Origin of the sequence: Pseudoalteromonas sp. B160, assembly GCF_037162485.1 — a bacterium.
In the GTDB taxonomy this organism is placed as follows: Bacteria; Pseudomonadota; Gammaproteobacteria; order Enterobacterales; family Alteromonadaceae; genus Pseudoalteromonas; species Pseudoalteromonas rhizosphaerae.
The window spans coordinates 93764-111677 of the sequence record NZ_JARLUX010000001.1; the positions used below are offsets into that span (position 1 = coordinate 93764).

Sequence of the window (17914 nt, forward strand, 5' to 3'; positions counted from 1 at the left end):
CCTAGTTACTCCTTATTTTTGACCTAACATAAAATCGCTTTGTGCTTGGAATGTATCATCGTAGCGATCATACACTTTCGCACCATCAACAAATACTTGCTCAGCTTTAGCATAAACACTAAACGGACTTTGATTCCAAATTACCACATCAGCCTGTTTGCCAGCTTCGAGTGAACCGGTTTTATCAGCTATACCTAGCGATTTTGCAGCATTCGAAGTGATCCATTTAATTGCGTGCTGTTCTGAAATATTAAACCCATTATCGTTAGCGCGGTACATTACTTTACCGGCTTCTTGGTTTAAGCGCTGGATTGTGGTGTCAGAATCTGAATGAACAACAGCACAAGAATTTTTAACCGCATCAACAATCGCTACGTTCTCTTGTACCATGTCGTAAGCTTCCATTTTAAAGCCCCACCAATCAGGCCAAAGCGCAGCACATGAGCCGTTATCTGCAAGTAAATCAGCAATTTTGTATGCTTCAATACCGTGATGGAAAGTACCCGCGTGATAACCAAACTCTTTTGAAAGGTCAATCATCATTGCCATTTCTTCTGCTTTGTAACAATGATTGTGGATCATTACTTCGCCTTCTAATACACCACGCAATGTATCGTATTTAATATCACGATGCGGCACCTCTGGATTTTTACCTGCTGCATAATCAGCATCGTATTTATCCCACGCGCGTTTATATTCAGCGGCGCCAATCCAAGCAGTGCGATAGCCAGCCATATTGCCCATTCGTGTTGATGGTAAAACCCCTTTACGCCCGTAAACACGCTTAGGGTTTTCACCACAGGCCATTTTTAAACCATACGGTGCGTCAGGGAACTTCATACCCTGCATCGTGTGCGATGGAACATTTTTTAAAGTAACCCCACGACCACCAAATAAATTAGCTGAGCCAGGTAAAATTTGTAATGCGGTAATACCGCCTTCACGCGCGCGGTTAAAGCCAGGGTCTTGCGGCCAAATTGAATGCTCAACCCACACTTCGGCAGTATTTGGGCTGGTCATTTCATTGCCGTCCTGATGAGATTCAACAGAAGGGCTTGGGTATGCTCCTAAATGTGAATGTACATCAATGAGCCCAGGTGTAACCCATTTACCTTGTGCATCAATAGTCAAATCAGCTTGTGCAGTTAGATCTTTACCGACTTGTTGCACTTTTCCGTCAACAAGTAATACATCGGCTTCTTCTAAACGCTCACCTGTACCTGTTAGTACTGTTGCATTGGTGATAAGCGTCGTGGTTGATTTAAGTACCTTATAGGTACTTGGATATGGATTTTTATTGATTGTTACTTTGTCGTCTTGTGGGCCGTTGTCTTGGCAGCCGGCAATCGCCACACCAAGTGCAACAACCAACAATGAAGGAGCAAATTTTTGCATCATATTAGTCTCTGTTGTTGTTTTTTTGTTACTTTATATAAACACACAACATAAAGCTAAAAAATCAGCTAGAGCTGCATTTATATAAGATGAATGTTATTTCTTAATATAATTGTTATACAGTTGCTCAAGTGCAGCTTCTGTTGTCAAACTTGGATCTTTACTAATAAAGTGCTTAACAGTTCGAGTTACGAAGTCTGAATTTTGTTTATGCAATTTTGAAAAATCCTTAATTAGGCAATCGCCATCTTTAGCGGCAGTCACTTTATCGTGACGATGACGATACTGACTCAAGGCTTTATTAAAATCACCTTGGTAGTCTTCTACTAAAATTTTATAAAAATCACTTTTTTGTACTTTTAATTCGCTAATACAATAATTTAAAGCTTCTTTAAAATCAGTAAAAATGGCGCCTTCAACATCAAACTCAGCCGTTTTTTCTCGCACTGTGACCTTGGCTTCTTCGGTTGCATAACTAAAACCACTAAACGCCAAGCGCTCTGCGGCTTCTTTTCCTAACGCCATACCCGCTTTAATGCTATGTGCAAACTCATCACTCATATCGCTAAGTTCATTCTCATGCCACATATTATAAACCCGCAGTGGTTTAGCGTATTTGGCACCGAGTTTGTTTTTTAACTTAGTAAAGCGTTCATCAATCGTCATTAAGCGCTCGTTGTGCAATATTGCATAGCATTCATAGCACGCTGGAATACTAATAAACTCAGCTTCTTCACCTAAATCAATAATGCTTTGTAGCATATGCAATGGCGGGCAATGATCGCGCTCAGTCGCTTCACAGCCACAATAAAAGCAACGGTTAAAATTATGCTGTTCACAGGCGTATGCTTGCTGATAATAACTCGCCAATGTTTTACTCACAGAGTCTCCTAATAGACAGGTATTTTGATAATCAAGACGATCATAACAGGGTTGAAAAATATGTCAGTAATGCTGCACAACAAAGTACAATGACTCTAAAGTAAATAGCATGTAAAACCTATGAAAGCAGATTGAAAAACAACCAAAAACAATAAAAAAAGTGAAAAATAATTTGTTTGAAACATGTCAAAATACATACATTAAATCATTTATTATCAGATGGTTAATTATTATAAAACACATCCACACACGGTGTTACATCTTGTCGATTTTCATTTACAGCTTTATTTAAAAATAAAGCTGATAATTAACTCATCAACAAGCAGACATACCCAAACCACTGGAGAATGATGATGAATACTTTATCAACAACGATTTGTACAACATTACTTTTAAGCTCTGCAGCACTTACTGCAACAAATACTGAGGCTGCACAATTTGTTGCAGCTGATAATAGTCCAAGTACCCAAATATGCATGGCGGTGAGCTCCAATAGGCCTTCGCAACTTTATGCAACGATGAGAGACTTACGTATTAGCAAAACAACCACAACCGATAAACTGCGTTGTAACGACATGAGTATCGCAAAATTTGCGGGAACTTACGGTTTTAATAAAACGGCAAAATATCTAAACCTTGAAACGACAACGGGTACCTCAATTCAAGATTTAGCAAAACTAGACCAACAAACAATTATGGTTGTTGCCGGTTCTAAGTAGTATGGCTAAGCAATATCAAATTTAAGCAGGCGAGTCGTTGGCCTGCTTAAAAACTAATTTATATGATTGCAGCAATCAGGCCAAACAAACCACCGAATACCCCGCCCCATACAACTAACCAGCCTAAATGCTCACGGATCATGGTTTGTATAATATCTTTGACCATTTTTGGTGTCAGCTCGTCTAAACGCTCATCAACTAAGCCAGAAACCGTGTTAAACAACGAATCACTTGCGAGTCCTGATTGCGTTAATTTTTCATTCACCAAGCTTTTAAACTCATCGGTTTCGCTCATATTAAGTAATGAACCACGCATTTTGTCAATAAATGCTTCGCGCATCGGCTCAACCGCGGTACTACCACCAAACATCGCTAACATGCTACCAAATTGGGAGTGCTCAATAACGTCAAGTAAGCTATCAAAAGCAGGATTTAAATCGACTTCATTGATCACTGGCTGTAGATCAACATTGATATTTTTGTTGCCTAACAATTGAGATATTTTTTGCTCTGAAAAGAACTCGGTTAAAATAAGATTTTTAATCGCCACTTTAAACCCTGCAAACTTCAGCTGGATCACGCCCGAACCATATAACAAAGGTACTTTTTCAAATAACATATGCACTGCGAGTAAATTAGTCACTGCGCCTGAGAGTGCAAATAAGCCGATTGACAGTACAATTGCTTGGTCAAATAGAAAACCCGCCACCACTAAAATCCCGGCAATTACATTGGTAATAAGGCTTTTATTCATCATTCTCTCCACTTGGTTGTTGCATAAAGCTAAGCGCGCGCTTATAAAACATTAATTTTACTCTCAAGAGTTTGTTTATTTAACTACTTTTTGCCATAGTTTAATTATCTGTACAAAAGGCGAACAATGCTATGTGGAATACGGTTAACGAACAGATCAGCCAAGCAATGCATTTTGACTTTAAACACACTATAAAACGCCAACTGCAAAGCCCTAATAGCGATAAATTATTTCAACTCAGTGATGGTATACACCAGTATTTTGTTAAAGTAGCCCATCGTAGTGACTTAGAGCGATTTGAAAACGAAGCCCACAATTTACAACTGCTCACTAAAGAGAGCTTATTTATGGTGCCAGATTGTATCACTACAGGTGCTAATATTGAGTTTTCATTTATCGTTTTAGAATGGCTTGAACTTGACCAACAACCTCATACCAACTGGCATATTATGGGTGGCCACCTTGCAAGCCTGCATCTGAAACATCGCCAAGCCATGTTTGGTTTTGATCAGGATAACTTTATTGGCCCAACAACTCAGCCCAATCGCTGGCATAAAAAATGGAATATATTTTTTGCCGAAGAGCGCATTGGCTGGCAGCTCCAATTACTGCATGAAAAAGGCATTGATCTCGTCGACAAAGATTACTTTGTCGCACTGATAAAAGACATGCTACATGGTCATACCGTAAAGCCATCATTGTTGCATGGCGATTTTTGGCGTGGCAACATGGGATTTATTCAATCAGTACCGAGTGTATTTGATCCGAGTTGCTATTATGGTGATCGGGAAGTTGATATTGCCATGAGCGAGCTGTTTGCTCCTTTACCTGACGCTTTTTACATCGCCTATAACAAGCATTACCCACTAACACATGGCTATGAGCAACGTAAGTTAATTTACCAGCTTTACCCTATTTTAAATCATGCAAATATCTTTGCCGGCCACTATCTTACTGAAGCTAAACAACAAATAGAACTACTACTGAAATAAGGTCGTTTTTATTGTCAAATAGATGTCACAAATGAATAAAGCAGACTATATTTAGGTATCGCCTAATGTTGAACAACCCGAGCAATGACAGGCGCTAGCGTTCAATTATGGGGTGCATAACCATTTATCAGCAGCGATAAATAATTACCTTTTATTGCTCTGCTTTGTAAGGTTGAATCATTTATGAAAAACCAACTCTCACAACGGATCTGCTGCCCACATTGTGGCCATCATATTCATATTACCCTTGATGCTAGTGATGGCGATCAAGATTACTTCGAAGATTGCGCAGCATGCTGTAACCCTATCCATTTTAATATGCATATTGACTATGCAAATAGTAAGGTAGAGTTACATATTGATAGCGATGACGAACAAATATTTTAGCCTAGCATTTATATTTGACTACGAAGCCTGCGGTCGTAAGTAATTTTCGACCGTATTGATGATGGTATAAGTTTGTTGATCAACCTCGATATTTAGCGCATCACCAATTGCAGTCTTACCAATATTGGTAATAGCTAACGTCTCTGGGATCAAATGCAGCCAAAAGCCCTGCTCATCGGTTTCACCTACCGTGAGACTAGCGCCATTGACTGATACAAAACCTTTATACATCACATACTTTTGCCATTGACTTGGTAAGCATAACTGTATTTTACAATTATCTTGTGTATGAATAATATTTTCAATCTGGGCGGTGCAGTGAATGTGACCAGATACAATATGCCCACCTAACTCAGTACCAAAAGTCATAGAGCGCTCATAGTTAACGGTACTGCCAGCAATAAGCTTTCCTAAATTAGTTAACTGTAATGTTTCGTCAATTACATCATAGTGAACCTGAGCAAGCGGTTGATCAGAGATATTATCTACTTTAACAACCGTTAAACAGCAACCATTAATGGCAACGCTGGCGCCTAACTCAAGTTTTGTAACATATTGCTTTGCTACAGCGAGCACTAAACGCATCACACCTTGCTGCTGGTTAGTTGAAATCACCGTCGCTTGTGTTTGCACAATTCCTGTAAACATAAATCAATTCACCTTTCATTACCTAAAGTAGATACTATTCATATTATTTCACGCTTTAGTTTACCCGATCCACGTTATTATTACTGTAACCAATAACATTGACTCATCGCTATAATTTTTGATTCTGTGCTTTATCGATTACACTATCTGCCTCTTCAGTTTACGTAGTAAGTGATATGACTTTTTGTAGTTGGGAAGCCAAACGGTTAGTTTCTCTGGCAATCCCCGTTTTTTAGCACAAGTAACCTTAGTTTTAATGTCAGTGGTCGACACCATCATGGCAGGACAAGTGAGTCCTACCGATTTAGCAGCATTGTCAATTGCAACCGGCGTATGGAACCCCGCCATGTTGGCTCTGCAAGGCATATTATTAGCCCTGACTGGCATAATTGCGCAATTTTCCGGCGCTAACGATAAAACCGGCATCAGCCATTACTTTCAACAAGGCTTGTACCTAGCTGGTGTATTGAGTGTTATCGGTTTATCTATTGCCTATTTTGCCGATATTATTATTCTCAAACTCGATACCAGCTCTGCTATCGCCAATATGGCCTATGATTATATTCATTTTGTAAAATGGGGCATTATTGGATTTTTAGTGTTCAGTGTTTATCGTAATATTACCGAAGGCATGGGGATGACAAAGCCGGCTTTTTATATCAGCTTAATTGGTTTAGCCATCAATATCCCAGCCAACTATGTGTTTATTCACGGTATGTTTGGTATGCCCGCACTCGGTGGTGCAGGCTGTGGGATTGCCACAGCATTAGTATTTACTGCTATGGCCATCGCACAAGTTATTTATTGCCAATTAAGTAAAAAAGTAGATGCCAAAACATTATTAGCAAACTTTCAAGCACCGCAATTACCAACCATGTGGGCAATTACTAAGGTGGGCATACCAATCTCACTTGCTACATTTTTTGAAGTCACTTTATTTGCCTGTATTCCTTTATTTATTGCGCACTTAGGTGCGGTTGCGGTAGCCGGCCATCAGATTGCTGCAAGTGTCACAACCTTGCTGTTTATGATGCCACTGAGTTTATCTATTGCGATCAGTATTCGGATTGGCAATTTATACGGCCAACATCATTTTGAGCAGCTTAAAAAAGCTATTTCAACAAGCTATATTCTAGCCATGATCATTGCCATTCTACTTGCTGCCATCACCTTCTTTGGCCGAAACGTGATCAGTCAACTTTATACAGATGATGCACGTGTTATTGCCTTAGCAACGTCAATCATGATTCTAGCGTGTATTTATCAGCTACCTGATTCCTTACAAGTAGCTGCCAACGGTATGTTAAGGGGTTTAAAACACACAGCACCGATTTCGTATATAACCTTTATATCTTACTGGTTGATTGGTTTTTCACTGGGTTTTGTTTTAGCACGCACCGATTTAATAGTGCCAGCAATGGGCCCGCATGGTTTTTGGGTAGGTATCATCGTCGGCTTAAGTGTAGCCGCAGTGTTATTAATGCTCACTGTCGCGAATAGATTCAAACATGAACCACTTAAAAGCGCTTAAAAAATCGCACCAACAAGGTAACCAAACGTCACGGTTTGGTTACCTTTGTAGTTTACTGTGCTGTTTACTGCTACTTTGTGCATGCACAGATAAACCCGCTGATGTGTATTTAGAATATCAGCAGCGGCTCGCGAATGCGTTAGATAAGCCAACTCCTGATACAGCAAAACTTACCAATGTTGCGCTATCAGTTGTTAGCAACAATAAACCAAAAAATGCACAACAGTTGAGCATATTGCAACTGGCACAACTTTCACACTGTAAACTCAATACCCTTATTGCTGAACATAATAGTCAACTAGGAAAACTCGCCTCTCCTGCTAGCCAGTTAATATACCAGATTCAATTTATTCAATTTGCACCACAGTGCTTAGATAGTCTAGAACCTGATTCAAAAAGTTATCAAGCCATAAGTAACGAATTACATAATAAAAAACAACAGTTATTAGAGCAGTTCAAGCAGCTACTTTATAAAGACCCAGAACTAAAACGCACATGGCAGCTAACCGGCTATACACTTGATACAAACTTAGCCGGCCTTGTAGAAACCGAACTTGCGCTGCAAAGCCTAGTGAATTTAAAACAGCAAATAATACAGCAGCAATATGCACAAATAGACTCTCAAGCGCTCTATCCGCTACTGGCACAATTGCGCCAGTTTAACTTCAATCAAGCTTTAATAAGCGCAGTACGCCAACAAACACAGCTAAATAATAGTACTAGTAACTTTTTAGCGAATATTGAGCTAAGCACACTATGCAACCCGCTAAAAAATAAACGCAAAGCACAGATCCTCAGCAACGTATTCAAGAAATATTACTTGCAGCAGTTACAACCCTATCAGGCTCAACTATCAGGTGCTTTAGAGCGCCTAATGCCGTTGTATCGAGCATTATGGCAAGACTCCAGCCCAACACAACCGCAACTAACGGCATTACTAAGCCCAGCGCAGCCAAGTAATATACTCACAGCATTTAAAGACTCCACCAAAACACACGTTATTTGGTGGCAAAAATTTTATAAAACGTGTGAAATCAGCCCAATATGAATAAAAAAACGGCAAACGAACTAAAAAAAGCGTTTCTCGCTTGATTCACTTCAGCGCACGCTATATATTAGCGACCGTTGTTAAGCAATTAGCACAACTTAAATTTATGATACGACCGTAGCTCAGTTGGTTAGAGCACTACCTTGACATGGTAGGGGTCGGTGGTTCGAATCCACTCGGTCGTACCAAATTTAAGGAAAAGTCCTATTAAAATATATTGTACGACTGTAGCTCAGTTGGTTAGAGCACTACCTTGACATGGTAGGGGTCGGTGGTTCGAATCCACTCAGTCGTACCAATTCAAGTAAAAACAAAAATCAGCCTAACCTACTTTATAAATCTTAAGTAAACTACAACTCAGCTGGTTAGAGCACTACCCACTCTTGATCACCCGGTCCACAGGTCAGCGGTTCGAATCCACTCAGTCGTACCAATCTTAATCACTAATATCCTCAATTCGTAAACCCTAGCTCAGTTGATTAGCCCACTACCTACTCTTGATCACTCCGGTCCAAAGGTCAGCGGTTCGGATCCACTCAGTCGTACCAATTCAAGTAAAAACAAAAATCAGCCTAACCTACTTTATAAATCTTAAGTAAACTACAACTCAGCTGGTTAGAGCACTACCCACTCTTGATCACCCGGTCCACAGGTCAGTGGTTCGAATCCACTCAGTCGTACCAATCTTAATCACTAATATCCTCAATTCGTAAACCCTAGCTCAATTGATTAGCCCACTACCTACTCTTGATCACCCGGTCCAAAGGTCAGCGGTTCGAATCCACTCAGTCGTACCAATTCAAGTAAAAACAAAAATCAGCCTAACCTACTTTATAAATCTTAAGTAAACTACAACTCAGCTGGTTAGAGCACTACCCACTCTTGATCACCCGGTCCACAGGTCAGTGGTTCGAATCCACTCAGTCGTACCAATTCAAGTAAAAACAAAAATCAGCCTAACCTACTTTATAAATCTTAAGTAAACTACAACTCAGCTGGTTAGAGCACTACCCACTCTTGATCACCTGGTCCAAAGGTCGGTGGTTCGAATCCACTCAGTCGTACCAATTCATAAATAGAAATTATATCAAGAAAAAGCACTACCTACTCTTGCTCACCCGGTCCAAAGGTCAGTGGTTCGGATCCACTCAGTCGTATCAATTCTGAATAAATAAATTAAAAAATGCCCGCCACGATTTGACTCTACACAGAAGATCAATGATTCAAATATTAAATACCCAGCTCTTTCCTTCGCCATACAAATGCGCTTGATTGCTTATTGAAAATAGTAACATTTTCATATTCATCACTTGCTCTGCCAGCTAAGCCATAGCATACATGCAGTGGTAATAGATGCTCTTCTCGCGGATGACAATAACGTGCATGAGGCGCTTTATGCCAGTTTTGCATCATTAAATTACGCTTTGGTTCAGGCACGGTGTTATCACTTAAGGTCGATCGTAGCCACTGTTCAAATTCGTGGTTATTGATTTGGCTCTGCTGATTATCCTGCGCGAAAAATGCCTGCATGTTATGAAACGAAAAACCAGAGCCAATAACTAATAAGTTTTCATAATCCAAAGATTGCAACGCTTTACCGATTGCTAAGTGCTGTGCAGCATCTAAGTTATTCACTAGTGATAGTTGAATCGCGGGTATATCGGCTGCTGGGTACATTAATGTTAAAGGCACATACAAACCATGATCGTAACCGCGATGATGATCTAACTTCGCTTCAATACCAGCATGTTGTAACACTTGTTGTACTTTTTCAGCTAACTTGGGCTCTCCCTGACTTGAGTATTGCACTTGATAGGCAGCTGGCGGAAAACCATAATAATCGTAAATCATTCCCGGTGCAGCATTGGCAGTAATAGTAGCTACTGACTCCTCCCAATGAGCGCTAATCAATAAAATGGCACTTGGTTTTTTTAGCGTGCTTGCAAGTGATTTTAAATAAGCAACCAATTGTGTATGGTTTGGTTCATTTAACAGTGGCATTGGGCCGCCACCATGAGAGATAAATGCAATGTCTACATTATTCATAGTTACTCCAAACAAGCTCACTTAACATGAGCAAGTAAACCTTGATAGTTAAACTAACGCAAAGCTAAGACGCGGATTTATCCGTAATCCACGCCATTTCATAATAGTGATTAAACATGCTTGGACTATAACTGCCTAGACGTTAATTTATTCGCTATAAAGTTATCAATACTAAAACGACCACCACCTTGTAATGTTAGCGCAATCAGTACTACAAACAGTGTCAGTGCATATTCGTAGCCGTTATTTGCCATAAACAAGCCATTGTCTATATGTACTGAAAAAATAGCCACTAGCATGGTAAATGCTGAAATAAGTGCAGCAGGACGAGTCAATAACCCAAGTAATAATGCTAAACCGCCAAAAAATTCAGCACTGCCTGCGAGTAATGCCATTAAATAACCTGGAGTAATACCGATACTCGCCATCCATTGACCTGTTCCTTCCAGACCATAACCACCAAACCAAGCAAACAATTTTTGTGATCCATGTGCAGCTAAAATCAAACCAATTGGCGCGCGAAGTATTAAAGCGGCAAGTCCTGCATCTGATTTTAGTATCGTGTTTATTAGTTTCATTATTTGTTCCTCTTTAGCAAAGTATTTATTTACGTTTTAATTAGACCCTGTTGGGATAAGTACACTTTACTATCAATGTCATGGCGGAGTAAGATGACAAATAAAGAATGATTAACAACAAAATGTTGTTAATCAATTTAAATATGAGAAAAATTATGGATAGAATTGATGCAATGCGAGCCTTTGTATCTGTGGTGATCGAAGGTAGTTTTAGCAATGCGGCAACAACCTTACAACTTTCACCACAATTGGTTAGTAAGTACGTTTCTAAACTAGAAGAACGCCTTGCTGTACGGTTACTAAATCGCACTACCCGTAAAGTAAGCCTCACTGAAGCTGGCACACATTATTTTCAGCATGCGCAACAGATATTGTTAAGTATTGATGAAATGGATTCACAATTAGGGGGCTTACAGCAGCACCCAACCGGAACTCTGAGAATAAGTGCTCCAGTGTCATTCGCGTTAAAACACATGGGTAAATTAGTGACTGAGTTCCAATCACATTACCCTTTTGTTAATGTTGATTTGCAACTGAACGACCGCAAAGTTGACATTGTTGATGAAGGTTATGATGTAGCACTGCGTATTGGTCGACTCAAAAGTTCGTCTTTGATTGCCAAGCAGGTTGCGCCCATTAGATTAATTTTATGTGCCTCACCTGACTACCTTGAAAAACATGGTACTCCTGAAAAACCTGAAGATCTAAAAAACCACCGATACTTGCATTATAGCTACACAGAAATGGATACTAAAGACGAAATATATCAGTGGTTACGGGTAAAAAACACGCAACGTAGTAGCGAGTTTCAAAGTAATAATGGGGATGTATTAGTTGATTGTGCTATCGCCGGTGCAGGGATCGCATTACAGCCTACATTTATCGCCAGTGAAGCCATTAATAGTGGCAAGTTGATCGAAGTTTTACCTCAATTTGCAACGGGATCTGTTGGTTTATATGTTGTTTATGCCCACCGAAAATTACTACCACATAAAATCAGGTGTTTTATTGATTTTATAAACGGATACTATGGTACGCCACCATATTGGGACAAAGTAGTAACCTAATAATTAATGAGTAATGTCGATTGAATTATATAAGTTTAGCCATGTGGATAAAACTGCGGTAGTGCTACCGTTTAACAATTATTACACGTCATAACTCTTATACAATTTTAGCGGGTACTTTACTTACTGTAAAAAGCTTACCTGAACAACTAAGCCAATGATCACTCCTTATCCTGCTGTGCTCTAACGCCTTTTATACCTGTGACGAGTTTGGAACAGGCGCTTAACAATATAGCGCGATTAATTTGATCTTACTGAACAAAATTAGAGCTCTATCATTATTAACTTAGCAACGTAATAACCTCGTTTACTATATGCTAGTACCAATTTTAAAAACGGCGATCTTAATGAGCAGTAATTTAATTGTGTTGCAATTTTACGATAACAACACCTCGCGTAAATAATTCCAATCTGATATCTTTACTGCTAGCTCATTGGATTATAACTGATGGTAATATACTTATTAGTTTAGCCACTTTCGAACCTAACAAGTTTAGCTTTGATGGCCTATCACCCGTTAATCATAAATTGCGCACTAATTATGTTTATTCGTGAATACCAATATATAATAACTATACCAATAGTTGCTGGAAGCAGCACGATTAAACAAGGCAGATTCATAATGCTACATTTACCCACTGTGATTAGCATCTCGTTACTTTTGAATGTCCTGATCGGCGGCTTTTTTTTACCGTTTATAAGTATAAAAAACAACCCTGCTATTTATACTTAGGCGGGTCGTGTATGATATTTGTGGTCTCGCAAATCTTAGCATGTCTACGGATAGTACTTGATAGCCCTTTTATTACGCACTATCTGGCAGATATGTGCATCATAATCAGTCCTATACTCGCTCTTATTGGTTTGCAGAAAGTAACTAATCTAACTAGAAATACTAATCGGCACTTTTTAACCTTAGTGATTGCCAGTGCAATTGTGTTACTACCAATCTATGCGATTACAGCAGGCCAATTGGTGACAAGTCTCGTTATTGCAACACTCTTTATTTACGGTGCATACTTAGTCTATAAGATGAAATGCGTAGCACCAATGCAACAAAAAATCTTGTCCGGCTGTTTTATTAGCCACTCTCTCATCATGTATATACAAGTATTTATGTTAGCAGCTCCTTTGGTTAGTAATTCTGCAACTGATTATAGTCTTTGGCTACAAGCAATTTTAGTAAGCCATATAATACTAGCCACTGCTACAGCATTGGTATTGCCGTTTTTATTATTTGTAAATATTGAAGAAAACCTTCAGCGTCTAGTTAATCACGATGTATTAACAGGTCTGTTAAATCGACGTGGTTTTTTTATGCAAGGTGAAAAACTTCTCAAACAAGGTGTTGCATATCAGCAATCATTTTCGGTAGTTATGATCGATATTGATTACTTCAAAAGTGTTAATGATAAATATGGTCACAGCACAGGTGATACCGCTATAAAATGGATAGCGCAACATATCATGGCACAATTAAATGATAACGATATTGCTGCGCGAATTGGTGGTGAAGAGTTTGCTTTATTACTTCCAGATCAATCACTTAATCAAGCTCAGGTAACTGCTCAAAAACTCTGTGATGCAATTAGAGGGCATAGCTTACGTTTTAAAGGTAACACTATAAATTTATCAGTAAGTGTGGGAATTAGCAGTAGTTATGATGCCAATGCTTCAATTAAAACACTGTTAGACCAAGCCGATAAACGCTTATATATTGCTAAAGCAAAAGGCCGGATCAAGTGGTTATTAGTGATCAACAAACCGACCATGTTGCCAACGGTGTTATGTAACCGAACTGAATTGTAATTTTTTAAACACTGAATCCACTGAGTATAACCACTGATTAAACTTAGCCTGGTGTCTTTGTCATATACAAACAATTAGCAAGTGGTATTGGCTCTGAGTAATCAGCAAGCACAAAGCCAAGTTTTTTATACGCTTTAATCGCACTTTTGTTATGAGCTAATACAAATAAAGAACATGTTTGCGTAGCTAAAGTTAATTGACCTAGTTCACTGAGCTGCGTAATTAGTGTTGCTACAATGCCACCGCCACGATACTCAGGGTTAACCACTAACCTACCTAGATGACAACGACCAATACGTAAATAAAACTGACCAAAAGCCATTAGCGTATTATCATCAGCAAGCAATACAAATGAGTTTATTTCATCAAGTTTTAAACCCTTTTTGAAAGAATTAAAATCGTACGGGTATCTAAAATTAGGCCCAGCCCATGCATGAACTTCTTCTTCATTTAAAAACCATGACATGATTTCTTTTATGTGGGTATTTCTGACGTGAGTTAACAACATAACGACTCTTACTTAATCGCGGGAAGTACGATATATTCCATGTTAATTGATAACAAACAATACGTTATAAATATACCAACCGCAATTAGATAATAACAATAAGGTACTTTTTGCTTATGCTAATTGCTACTCCATCATTCAATTAGCCTCCCGTTTAAGTTCAGTTGTTTTCATATTTATGGGCATAAAAACCATGCGAACACTCATTTACCTAATAAAGTTACAAAGATGAAAATAAAAAATAATTGACCGATAATTATATATAAAACAATAAACACCACATCCAAATAAACAAATCTAATACATTTTAGCTGCAATAAATTAAACACAGTTGTTGACGCAACATAAAAATTACACTAGCCTTTCTGGAAGCGCTTCCACAGAAATCAATACAAGCCGCTATGGAAGCGCTTCCACACACAGTGATACCGCCGCATTTTTGTGGCGAGTAAATAATAATGATAACAGTACGAGGGAAGTCTAATGTCCAAGCATATTTTAATGAAAACAAAGTTAGCCACCAGCTTATCTTTGATTTTAGGTGCCGCAACCACTCTGTCTACGTTTGCCGCCGAGGTTGAACAACAAAGTGAATTAGAAGTGATTCAAGTCACCGGTTTTAAAGGCAGTATCAAAGAATCAACTCAGCTTAAGCGTTACTCATCTGGGGTTGTTGATGCCATTTCTGCAGAAGACATTGGTAAATTTCCAGACACTAATTTAGCTGAATCGCTGCAACGCATTACCGGTGTTTCAATTGACCGTAGCAATGGTGAAGGTTCTAAAGTGACAGTGCGTGGTTTTGGTCCAGATTATAATATGGTGACATTAAACGGACGTACAATGCCTGCGGCTTCTCTTCCTGCTGGTGGTGGTGCTCCAAACTCTCGAGCTTATGATTTTGCTAATCTTGCCTCAGAAAGTGTGAAATCAGTGGAAGTATATAAAACAGGTAAAGCAAGCATCGCATCTGGTGGCATTGGTGCAACTATTAATATCAATACCGCTCGTCCACTTGATAACCCTGGCCTAGTTGCCAATATTGGTGTTAAAGCACAGCACGATACAACTAACCGTGTCGGCGATGACGTTACTCCAGAAATTTCAGGGATCTTTAGCTGGACAGATGAAGATGCTAAATTTGGTGCTTCACTCACAGCAAGTATGCAACAGCGTGATAGTTCAGCAACCGGGGCATTTGTTGGCGAATGGCGCACCACAGAATATGATGGCACCATCCCTCAAGCAGCAGATGACATTGTATTAGAAAATGCTCCTGCGATGGGCCAGTATTATTCAATGCCATCAGACTTGCGCTACACCATTGCAGATCGTGAGCGAACTCGTACTAATGCTCAATTAACATTGCAATACAGCCCAATTGACTCGTTTACCGCAACACTTGATTATACTTACTCACAGCAAGAGTTATTTGAAGCCCGTGCAGAGCAATCAATTTGGATGGACAACTATAAAACCCATTTAACATTTGATGACAATGCTGTTAAAACACCTATTTATTACCGTGAAGAACGCCGCGACTTATCCACTCGCGACTTAGGCTTAGCATTACAAGAGCAAAATCAAGTAAACGAAAATAATTCAATCGGTTTAAACCTTCAATACTACTTTAGTGATCAACTGAACTTTACGTTTGATGCCCACAGCTCAAAAGCCACCAGCAAACCCGATGCGCCTTATGGTAGTTGGATAAATGCAGGCTTAGGTGCCAATGTCGTGGCCGCACAACAAGTTGACTTTAGCCGTGACTTACCCTCTATGGTAATAGATTTCGATGACTGTAGTCGCACAAATCTAAACTGCTCAGGAGCGCTTGATCAAGCTGATGTAGGTAGCTCAATTTTAGATGCAAACTTTGCAAGTCAAGAATCAACCGTTGATGAATTTCGACTACACGGTAGTTATCTCATAGACAACGGCAGTATCGACTTTGGTATTGAGTCACGCTCAATGGAAAGTCACTCTTTACAATCGCTTACACGTAATACAATGGGTAACTGGGGCATTGAAAACCCTGGAGAACTACCCGATGGCTATTTAGATCCAACTAATTTTTTAGCAGAATTTGATGATTACGATACCAGTGGTTCATTTGATCAAGGCTTTACCGGTAGTGCTTCACAAATTGGTTACTGGGCGGCAGATCAATACGGGTTCAATTTTGCGGCTGATGGCGCGTTTGCAACAAATCGCACTATTGAAGAAGATATTCAAGCGGCATTTGTACAATATAATTACAGTAACGAAATCAATGGCATGGTATTTAACCTTGTGATTGGTGCGCGCTACGAAACAACCGATATTACCTCAACTGCTAATATTGATTTACCTGATGCAGTTGCATGGGAAGGTAACAACGACTTTAATGTGCGTTACGGCACCAATAAAGATGACTATTCCTTGAGCTCAAGCTATAACCATTTTTTACCTAGCTTAGATTTTAACATTAACGTTATTGAGGATGTGACTCTTCGCGCCTCTTACAGTACCACTATTGCCCGCCCTACTTACGACAATTTAAGTTCTGCGGCAACAGTAGGTGTACCTACCGGCCCTTCGATCATTCCAGGCACCACTAATGCACCAGCAGCAACTGGTAACCCTAGCCTTGTCCCACTTGAATCGAATAATTTTGATGTATCTGCTGAGTGGTACTTCACTGATCTAAGTTATGTGTCGATTGGTTACTTTAATAAAAAAGTAGATAATTTTATTGGTCTATCACCAATGACTCAAAACTACTACGGCTTACGCGATGCATCTGCGGGTCCAAGAGCACAAGCAGCCAAAGCAGAGCTTGAGGCACAAGGTATTGCGTTTACCGATTCAAATTTATTCCAAATGGTTGCTGCAATGGAAAATGGTGTAGCATTTGACTCGATGAGCTATGAAGAATTTGAAGCCGCTTACGACGTTCTACCAAACAGTGATGACCCACTGATGGACTTTACGGCACAAGTACCAACCAACAGTAAAGATGCCAAAATTGATGGTTATGAATTTGCTATACAACACTTCTTTGGCGACACGGGTATTGGCTTACAAGCTAACTACACCATAGTAAATGGTGATATTGATTATAATGTAGCCGCTGATCCAACCGTCACACAATTTGCCCTTGTTGGCTTAAGCGACACAGCTAACTTTATAGCCATGTACGAAAACGATAAGTTTCAGGCGCGTATCGCCTATAACTGGCGTGATAAATTCTTAAACAGTGCTGCCCGTTACGTTAACGAGCCGGGCTTTACAGATGAGTATTACCAAATTGATTTTAATATTGCTTACAACTACAGTGAACAAATGTCGTTCTTTGTCGAAGGGCTTAACATTACTGAACAAAATATGCGCCAACATGGCCGGTATGAAGCACAGTTATGGAATTTAGAACAAAATGGTGCACGCTATAATATTGGTATGCGTTATAACTTCTAAGCAAGGGTTATTGACTCATTAACGCCATGAGTATTAAGCCGCTAGTTGTTAGCGGCTTTTTGCGTTGCAGGTTAATAGCAATTTTATTAAAACA

Annotated in this window: 14 protein-coding genes, 2 tRNA genes and 1 pseudogene; 10 read left to right on the top strand and 7 right to left on the bottom strand. The window is 39.4% G+C overall.

Annotated elements, in window-relative coordinates:
* Nucleotides 1–12: 12 nt before the first annotated feature.
* Together P4S61_RS00415 and P4S61_RS00420 are read right to left on the bottom strand one after the other, a co-directional pair.
* Complete coding sequence (locus P4S61_RS00415; protein ID WP_145233390.1) at nucleotides 13–1395, bottom strand: amidohydrolase; 1383 nt, start codon at nucleotides 1393–1395, stop codon at nucleotides 13–15.
* A gap of 96 nt (nucleotides 1396–1491) precedes the next feature.
* The gene (locus P4S61_RS00420) at nucleotides 1492–2277 is read right to left on the bottom strand and encodes a hypothetical protein (protein WP_145233071.1); all 786 of its coding nucleotides are present in this window, start codon (nucleotides 2275–2277) and stop codon (nucleotides 1492–1494) included.
* A 353-nt stretch (nucleotides 2278–2630) separates the two neighbouring features.
* Between P4S61_RS00420 and P4S61_RS00425 the strand changes: the two genes are divergently transcribed.
* Complete coding sequence (locus tag P4S61_RS00425) at nucleotides 2631–2996, top strand: DUF3718 domain-containing protein (RefSeq protein ID WP_145233070.1); 366 nt, start codon at nucleotides 2631–2633, stop codon at nucleotides 2994–2996.
* Nucleotides 2997–3054: 58 nt separating this feature from the next.
* On the opposite strand, the gene P4S61_RS00430 is transcribed toward P4S61_RS00425, so the two are convergent.
* Nucleotides 3055–3750, bottom strand: coding sequence for a DUF445 domain-containing protein (locus P4S61_RS00430; RefSeq protein WP_145233069.1), 696 nt, complete (start codon nucleotides 3748–3750; stop codon nucleotides 3055–3057).
* Between the two features lie 131 nt (nucleotides 3751–3881).
* On the opposite strand from P4S61_RS00430, the gene P4S61_RS00435 reads away from it, so the two are divergent.
* Nucleotides 3882–4742 (top strand): fructosamine kinase family protein, encoded by an 861-nt coding sequence (locus tag P4S61_RS00435; protein WP_145233068.1) that lies wholly within the window; start codon nucleotides 3882–3884, stop codon nucleotides 4740–4742.
* Nucleotides 4743–4925: 183 nt separating this feature from the next.
* Nucleotides 4926–5129, top strand: coding sequence for a CPXCG motif-containing cysteine-rich protein (locus P4S61_RS00440; protein ID WP_145233067.1), 204 nt, complete (start codon nucleotides 4926–4928; stop codon nucleotides 5127–5129).
* Between the two features lie 18 nt (nucleotides 5130–5147).
* On the opposite strand, the gene P4S61_RS00445 is transcribed toward P4S61_RS00440, so the two are convergent.
* Nucleotides 5148–5777 carry a riboflavin synthase subunit alpha gene (locus P4S61_RS00445; protein WP_337117584.1) on the bottom strand — a complete coding sequence of 210 codons (630 nt, stop codon included), beginning with the start codon at nucleotides 5775–5777 and terminating at the stop codon, nucleotides 5148–5150.
* A gap of 176 nt (nucleotides 5778–5953) precedes the next feature.
* On the opposite strand from P4S61_RS00445, the pseudogene P4S61_RS00450 reads away from it, so the two are divergent.
* From P4S61_RS00450 to P4S61_RS00465, 4 genes and pseudogenes are all read left to right on the top strand, one after another.
* A pseudogene (locus P4S61_RS00450) lies at nucleotides 5954–7308 on the top strand (MATE family efflux transporter).
* Nucleotides 7286–8356: a DUF3080 family protein gene (locus P4S61_RS00455; RefSeq protein ID WP_182734306.1), complete on the top strand. Its 1071-nt coding sequence runs from the start codon at nucleotides 7286–7288 to the stop codon at nucleotides 8354–8356. The pseudogene P4S61_RS00450 and the gene P4S61_RS00455 overlap by 23 nt, the downstream one beginning before the upstream one ends.
* A 111-nt stretch (nucleotides 8357–8467) precedes the next feature.
* Nucleotides 8468–8544 (top strand) — tRNA-Val (locus P4S61_RS00460).
* Nucleotides 8545–8577: 33 nt separating this feature from the next.
* Nucleotides 8578–8654 (top strand) — tRNA-Val (locus P4S61_RS00465).
* 932 nt (nucleotides 8655–9586) lie between these two features.
* Here the strand turns inward: P4S61_RS00465 and P4S61_RS00470 are convergent.
* The gene (locus tag P4S61_RS00470) at nucleotides 9587–10402 is read right to left on the bottom strand and encodes a DODA-type extradiol aromatic ring-opening family dioxygenase (protein WP_257326135.1); all 816 of its coding nucleotides are present in this window, start codon (nucleotides 10400–10402) and stop codon (nucleotides 9587–9589) included.
* 125 nt (nucleotides 10403–10527) lie between these two features.
* The gene (locus P4S61_RS00475) at nucleotides 10528–10980 is read right to left on the bottom strand and encodes a DoxX family protein (RefSeq protein WP_337117585.1); all 453 of its coding nucleotides are present in this window, start codon (nucleotides 10978–10980) and stop codon (nucleotides 10528–10530) included.
* A 155-nt stretch (nucleotides 10981–11135) separates the two neighbouring features.
* Between P4S61_RS00475 and P4S61_RS00480 the strand changes: the two genes are divergently transcribed.
* Together P4S61_RS00480 and P4S61_RS00485 are read left to right on the top strand one after the other, a co-directional pair.
* Nucleotides 11136–12047 (top strand): LysR family transcriptional regulator, encoded by a 912-nt coding sequence (locus tag P4S61_RS00480; RefSeq protein ID WP_145233062.1) that lies wholly within the window; start codon nucleotides 11136–11138, stop codon nucleotides 12045–12047.
* A 744-nt stretch (nucleotides 12048–12791) separates the two neighbouring features.
* Nucleotides 12792–13856 carry a GGDEF domain-containing protein gene (locus P4S61_RS00485; RefSeq protein WP_337117586.1) on the top strand — a complete coding sequence of 355 codons (1065 nt, stop codon included), beginning with the start codon at nucleotides 12792–12794 and terminating at the stop codon, nucleotides 13854–13856.
* Between the two features lie 43 nt (nucleotides 13857–13899).
* On the opposite strand, the gene P4S61_RS00490 is transcribed toward P4S61_RS00485, so the two are convergent.
* The gene (locus P4S61_RS00490; protein WP_337117587.1) at nucleotides 13900–14364 is read right to left on the bottom strand and encodes a GNAT family N-acetyltransferase; all 465 of its coding nucleotides are present in this window, start codon (nucleotides 14362–14364) and stop codon (nucleotides 13900–13902) included.
* Between the two features lie 483 nt (nucleotides 14365–14847).
* Here P4S61_RS00490 and P4S61_RS00495 point away from each other — a divergent pair, with 483 nt between their 5' ends.
* Nucleotides 14848–17820: a TonB-dependent receptor gene (locus P4S61_RS00495; protein WP_337117588.1), complete on the top strand. Its 2973-nt coding sequence runs from the start codon at nucleotides 14848–14850 to the stop codon at nucleotides 17818–17820.
* Nucleotides 17821–17914 lie beyond the last annotated feature (94 nt).

Excerpts from the sequence above, each read along its gene's own strand:
- P4S61_RS00470 (WP_257326135.1), bottom strand. The coding sequence starts at position 10,402 with ATGAATAATGTAGACATTGCATTTATCTCTCATGGTGGCGGCCCAATG.
- P4S61_RS00445 (WP_337117584.1), bottom strand. The coding sequence starts at position 5,777 with ATGTTTACAGGAATTGTGCAAACACAAGCGACGGTGATTTCAACTAAC.
- P4S61_RS00485 (WP_337117586.1), top strand. The coding sequence starts at position 12,792 with ATGATATTTGTGGTCTCGCAAATCTTAGCATGTCTACGGATAGTACTT.
- P4S61_RS00455 (WP_182734306.1), top strand. The coding sequence starts at position 7,286 with ATGAACCACTTAAAAGCGCTTAAAAAATCGCACCAACAAGGTAACCAA.
- P4S61_RS00475 (WP_337117585.1), bottom strand. The coding sequence starts at position 10,980 with ATGAAACTAATAAACACGATACTAAAATCAGATGCAGGACTTGCCGCT.
- P4S61_RS00440 (WP_145233067.1), top strand. The coding sequence starts at position 4,926 with ATGAAAAACCAACTCTCACAACGGATCTGCTGCCCACATTGTGGCCAT.
- P4S61_RS00490 (WP_337117587.1), bottom strand. The coding sequence starts at position 14,364 with ATGTTGTTAACTCACGTCAGAAATACCCACATAAAAGAAATCATGTCA.
- P4S61_RS00480 (WP_145233062.1), top strand. The coding sequence starts at position 11,136 with ATGGATAGAATTGATGCAATGCGAGCCTTTGTATCTGTGGTGATCGAA.
- P4S61_RS00430 (WP_145233069.1), bottom strand. The coding sequence starts at position 3,750 with ATGAATAAAAGCCTTATTACCAATGTAATTGCCGGGATTTTAGTGGTG.
- P4S61_RS00415 (WP_145233390.1), bottom strand. The coding sequence starts at position 1,395 with ATGCAAAAATTTGCTCCTTCATTGTTGGTTGTTGCACTTGGTGTGGCG.
- P4S61_RS00425 (WP_145233070.1), top strand. The coding sequence starts at position 2,631 with ATGAATACTTTATCAACAACGATTTGTACAACATTACTTTTAAGCTCT.
- P4S61_RS00435 (WP_145233068.1), top strand. The coding sequence starts at position 3,882 with ATGTGGAATACGGTTAACGAACAGATCAGCCAAGCAATGCATTTTGAC.
- P4S61_RS00495 (WP_337117588.1), top strand. The coding sequence starts at position 14,848 with ATGTCCAAGCATATTTTAATGAAAACAAAGTTAGCCACCAGCTTATCT.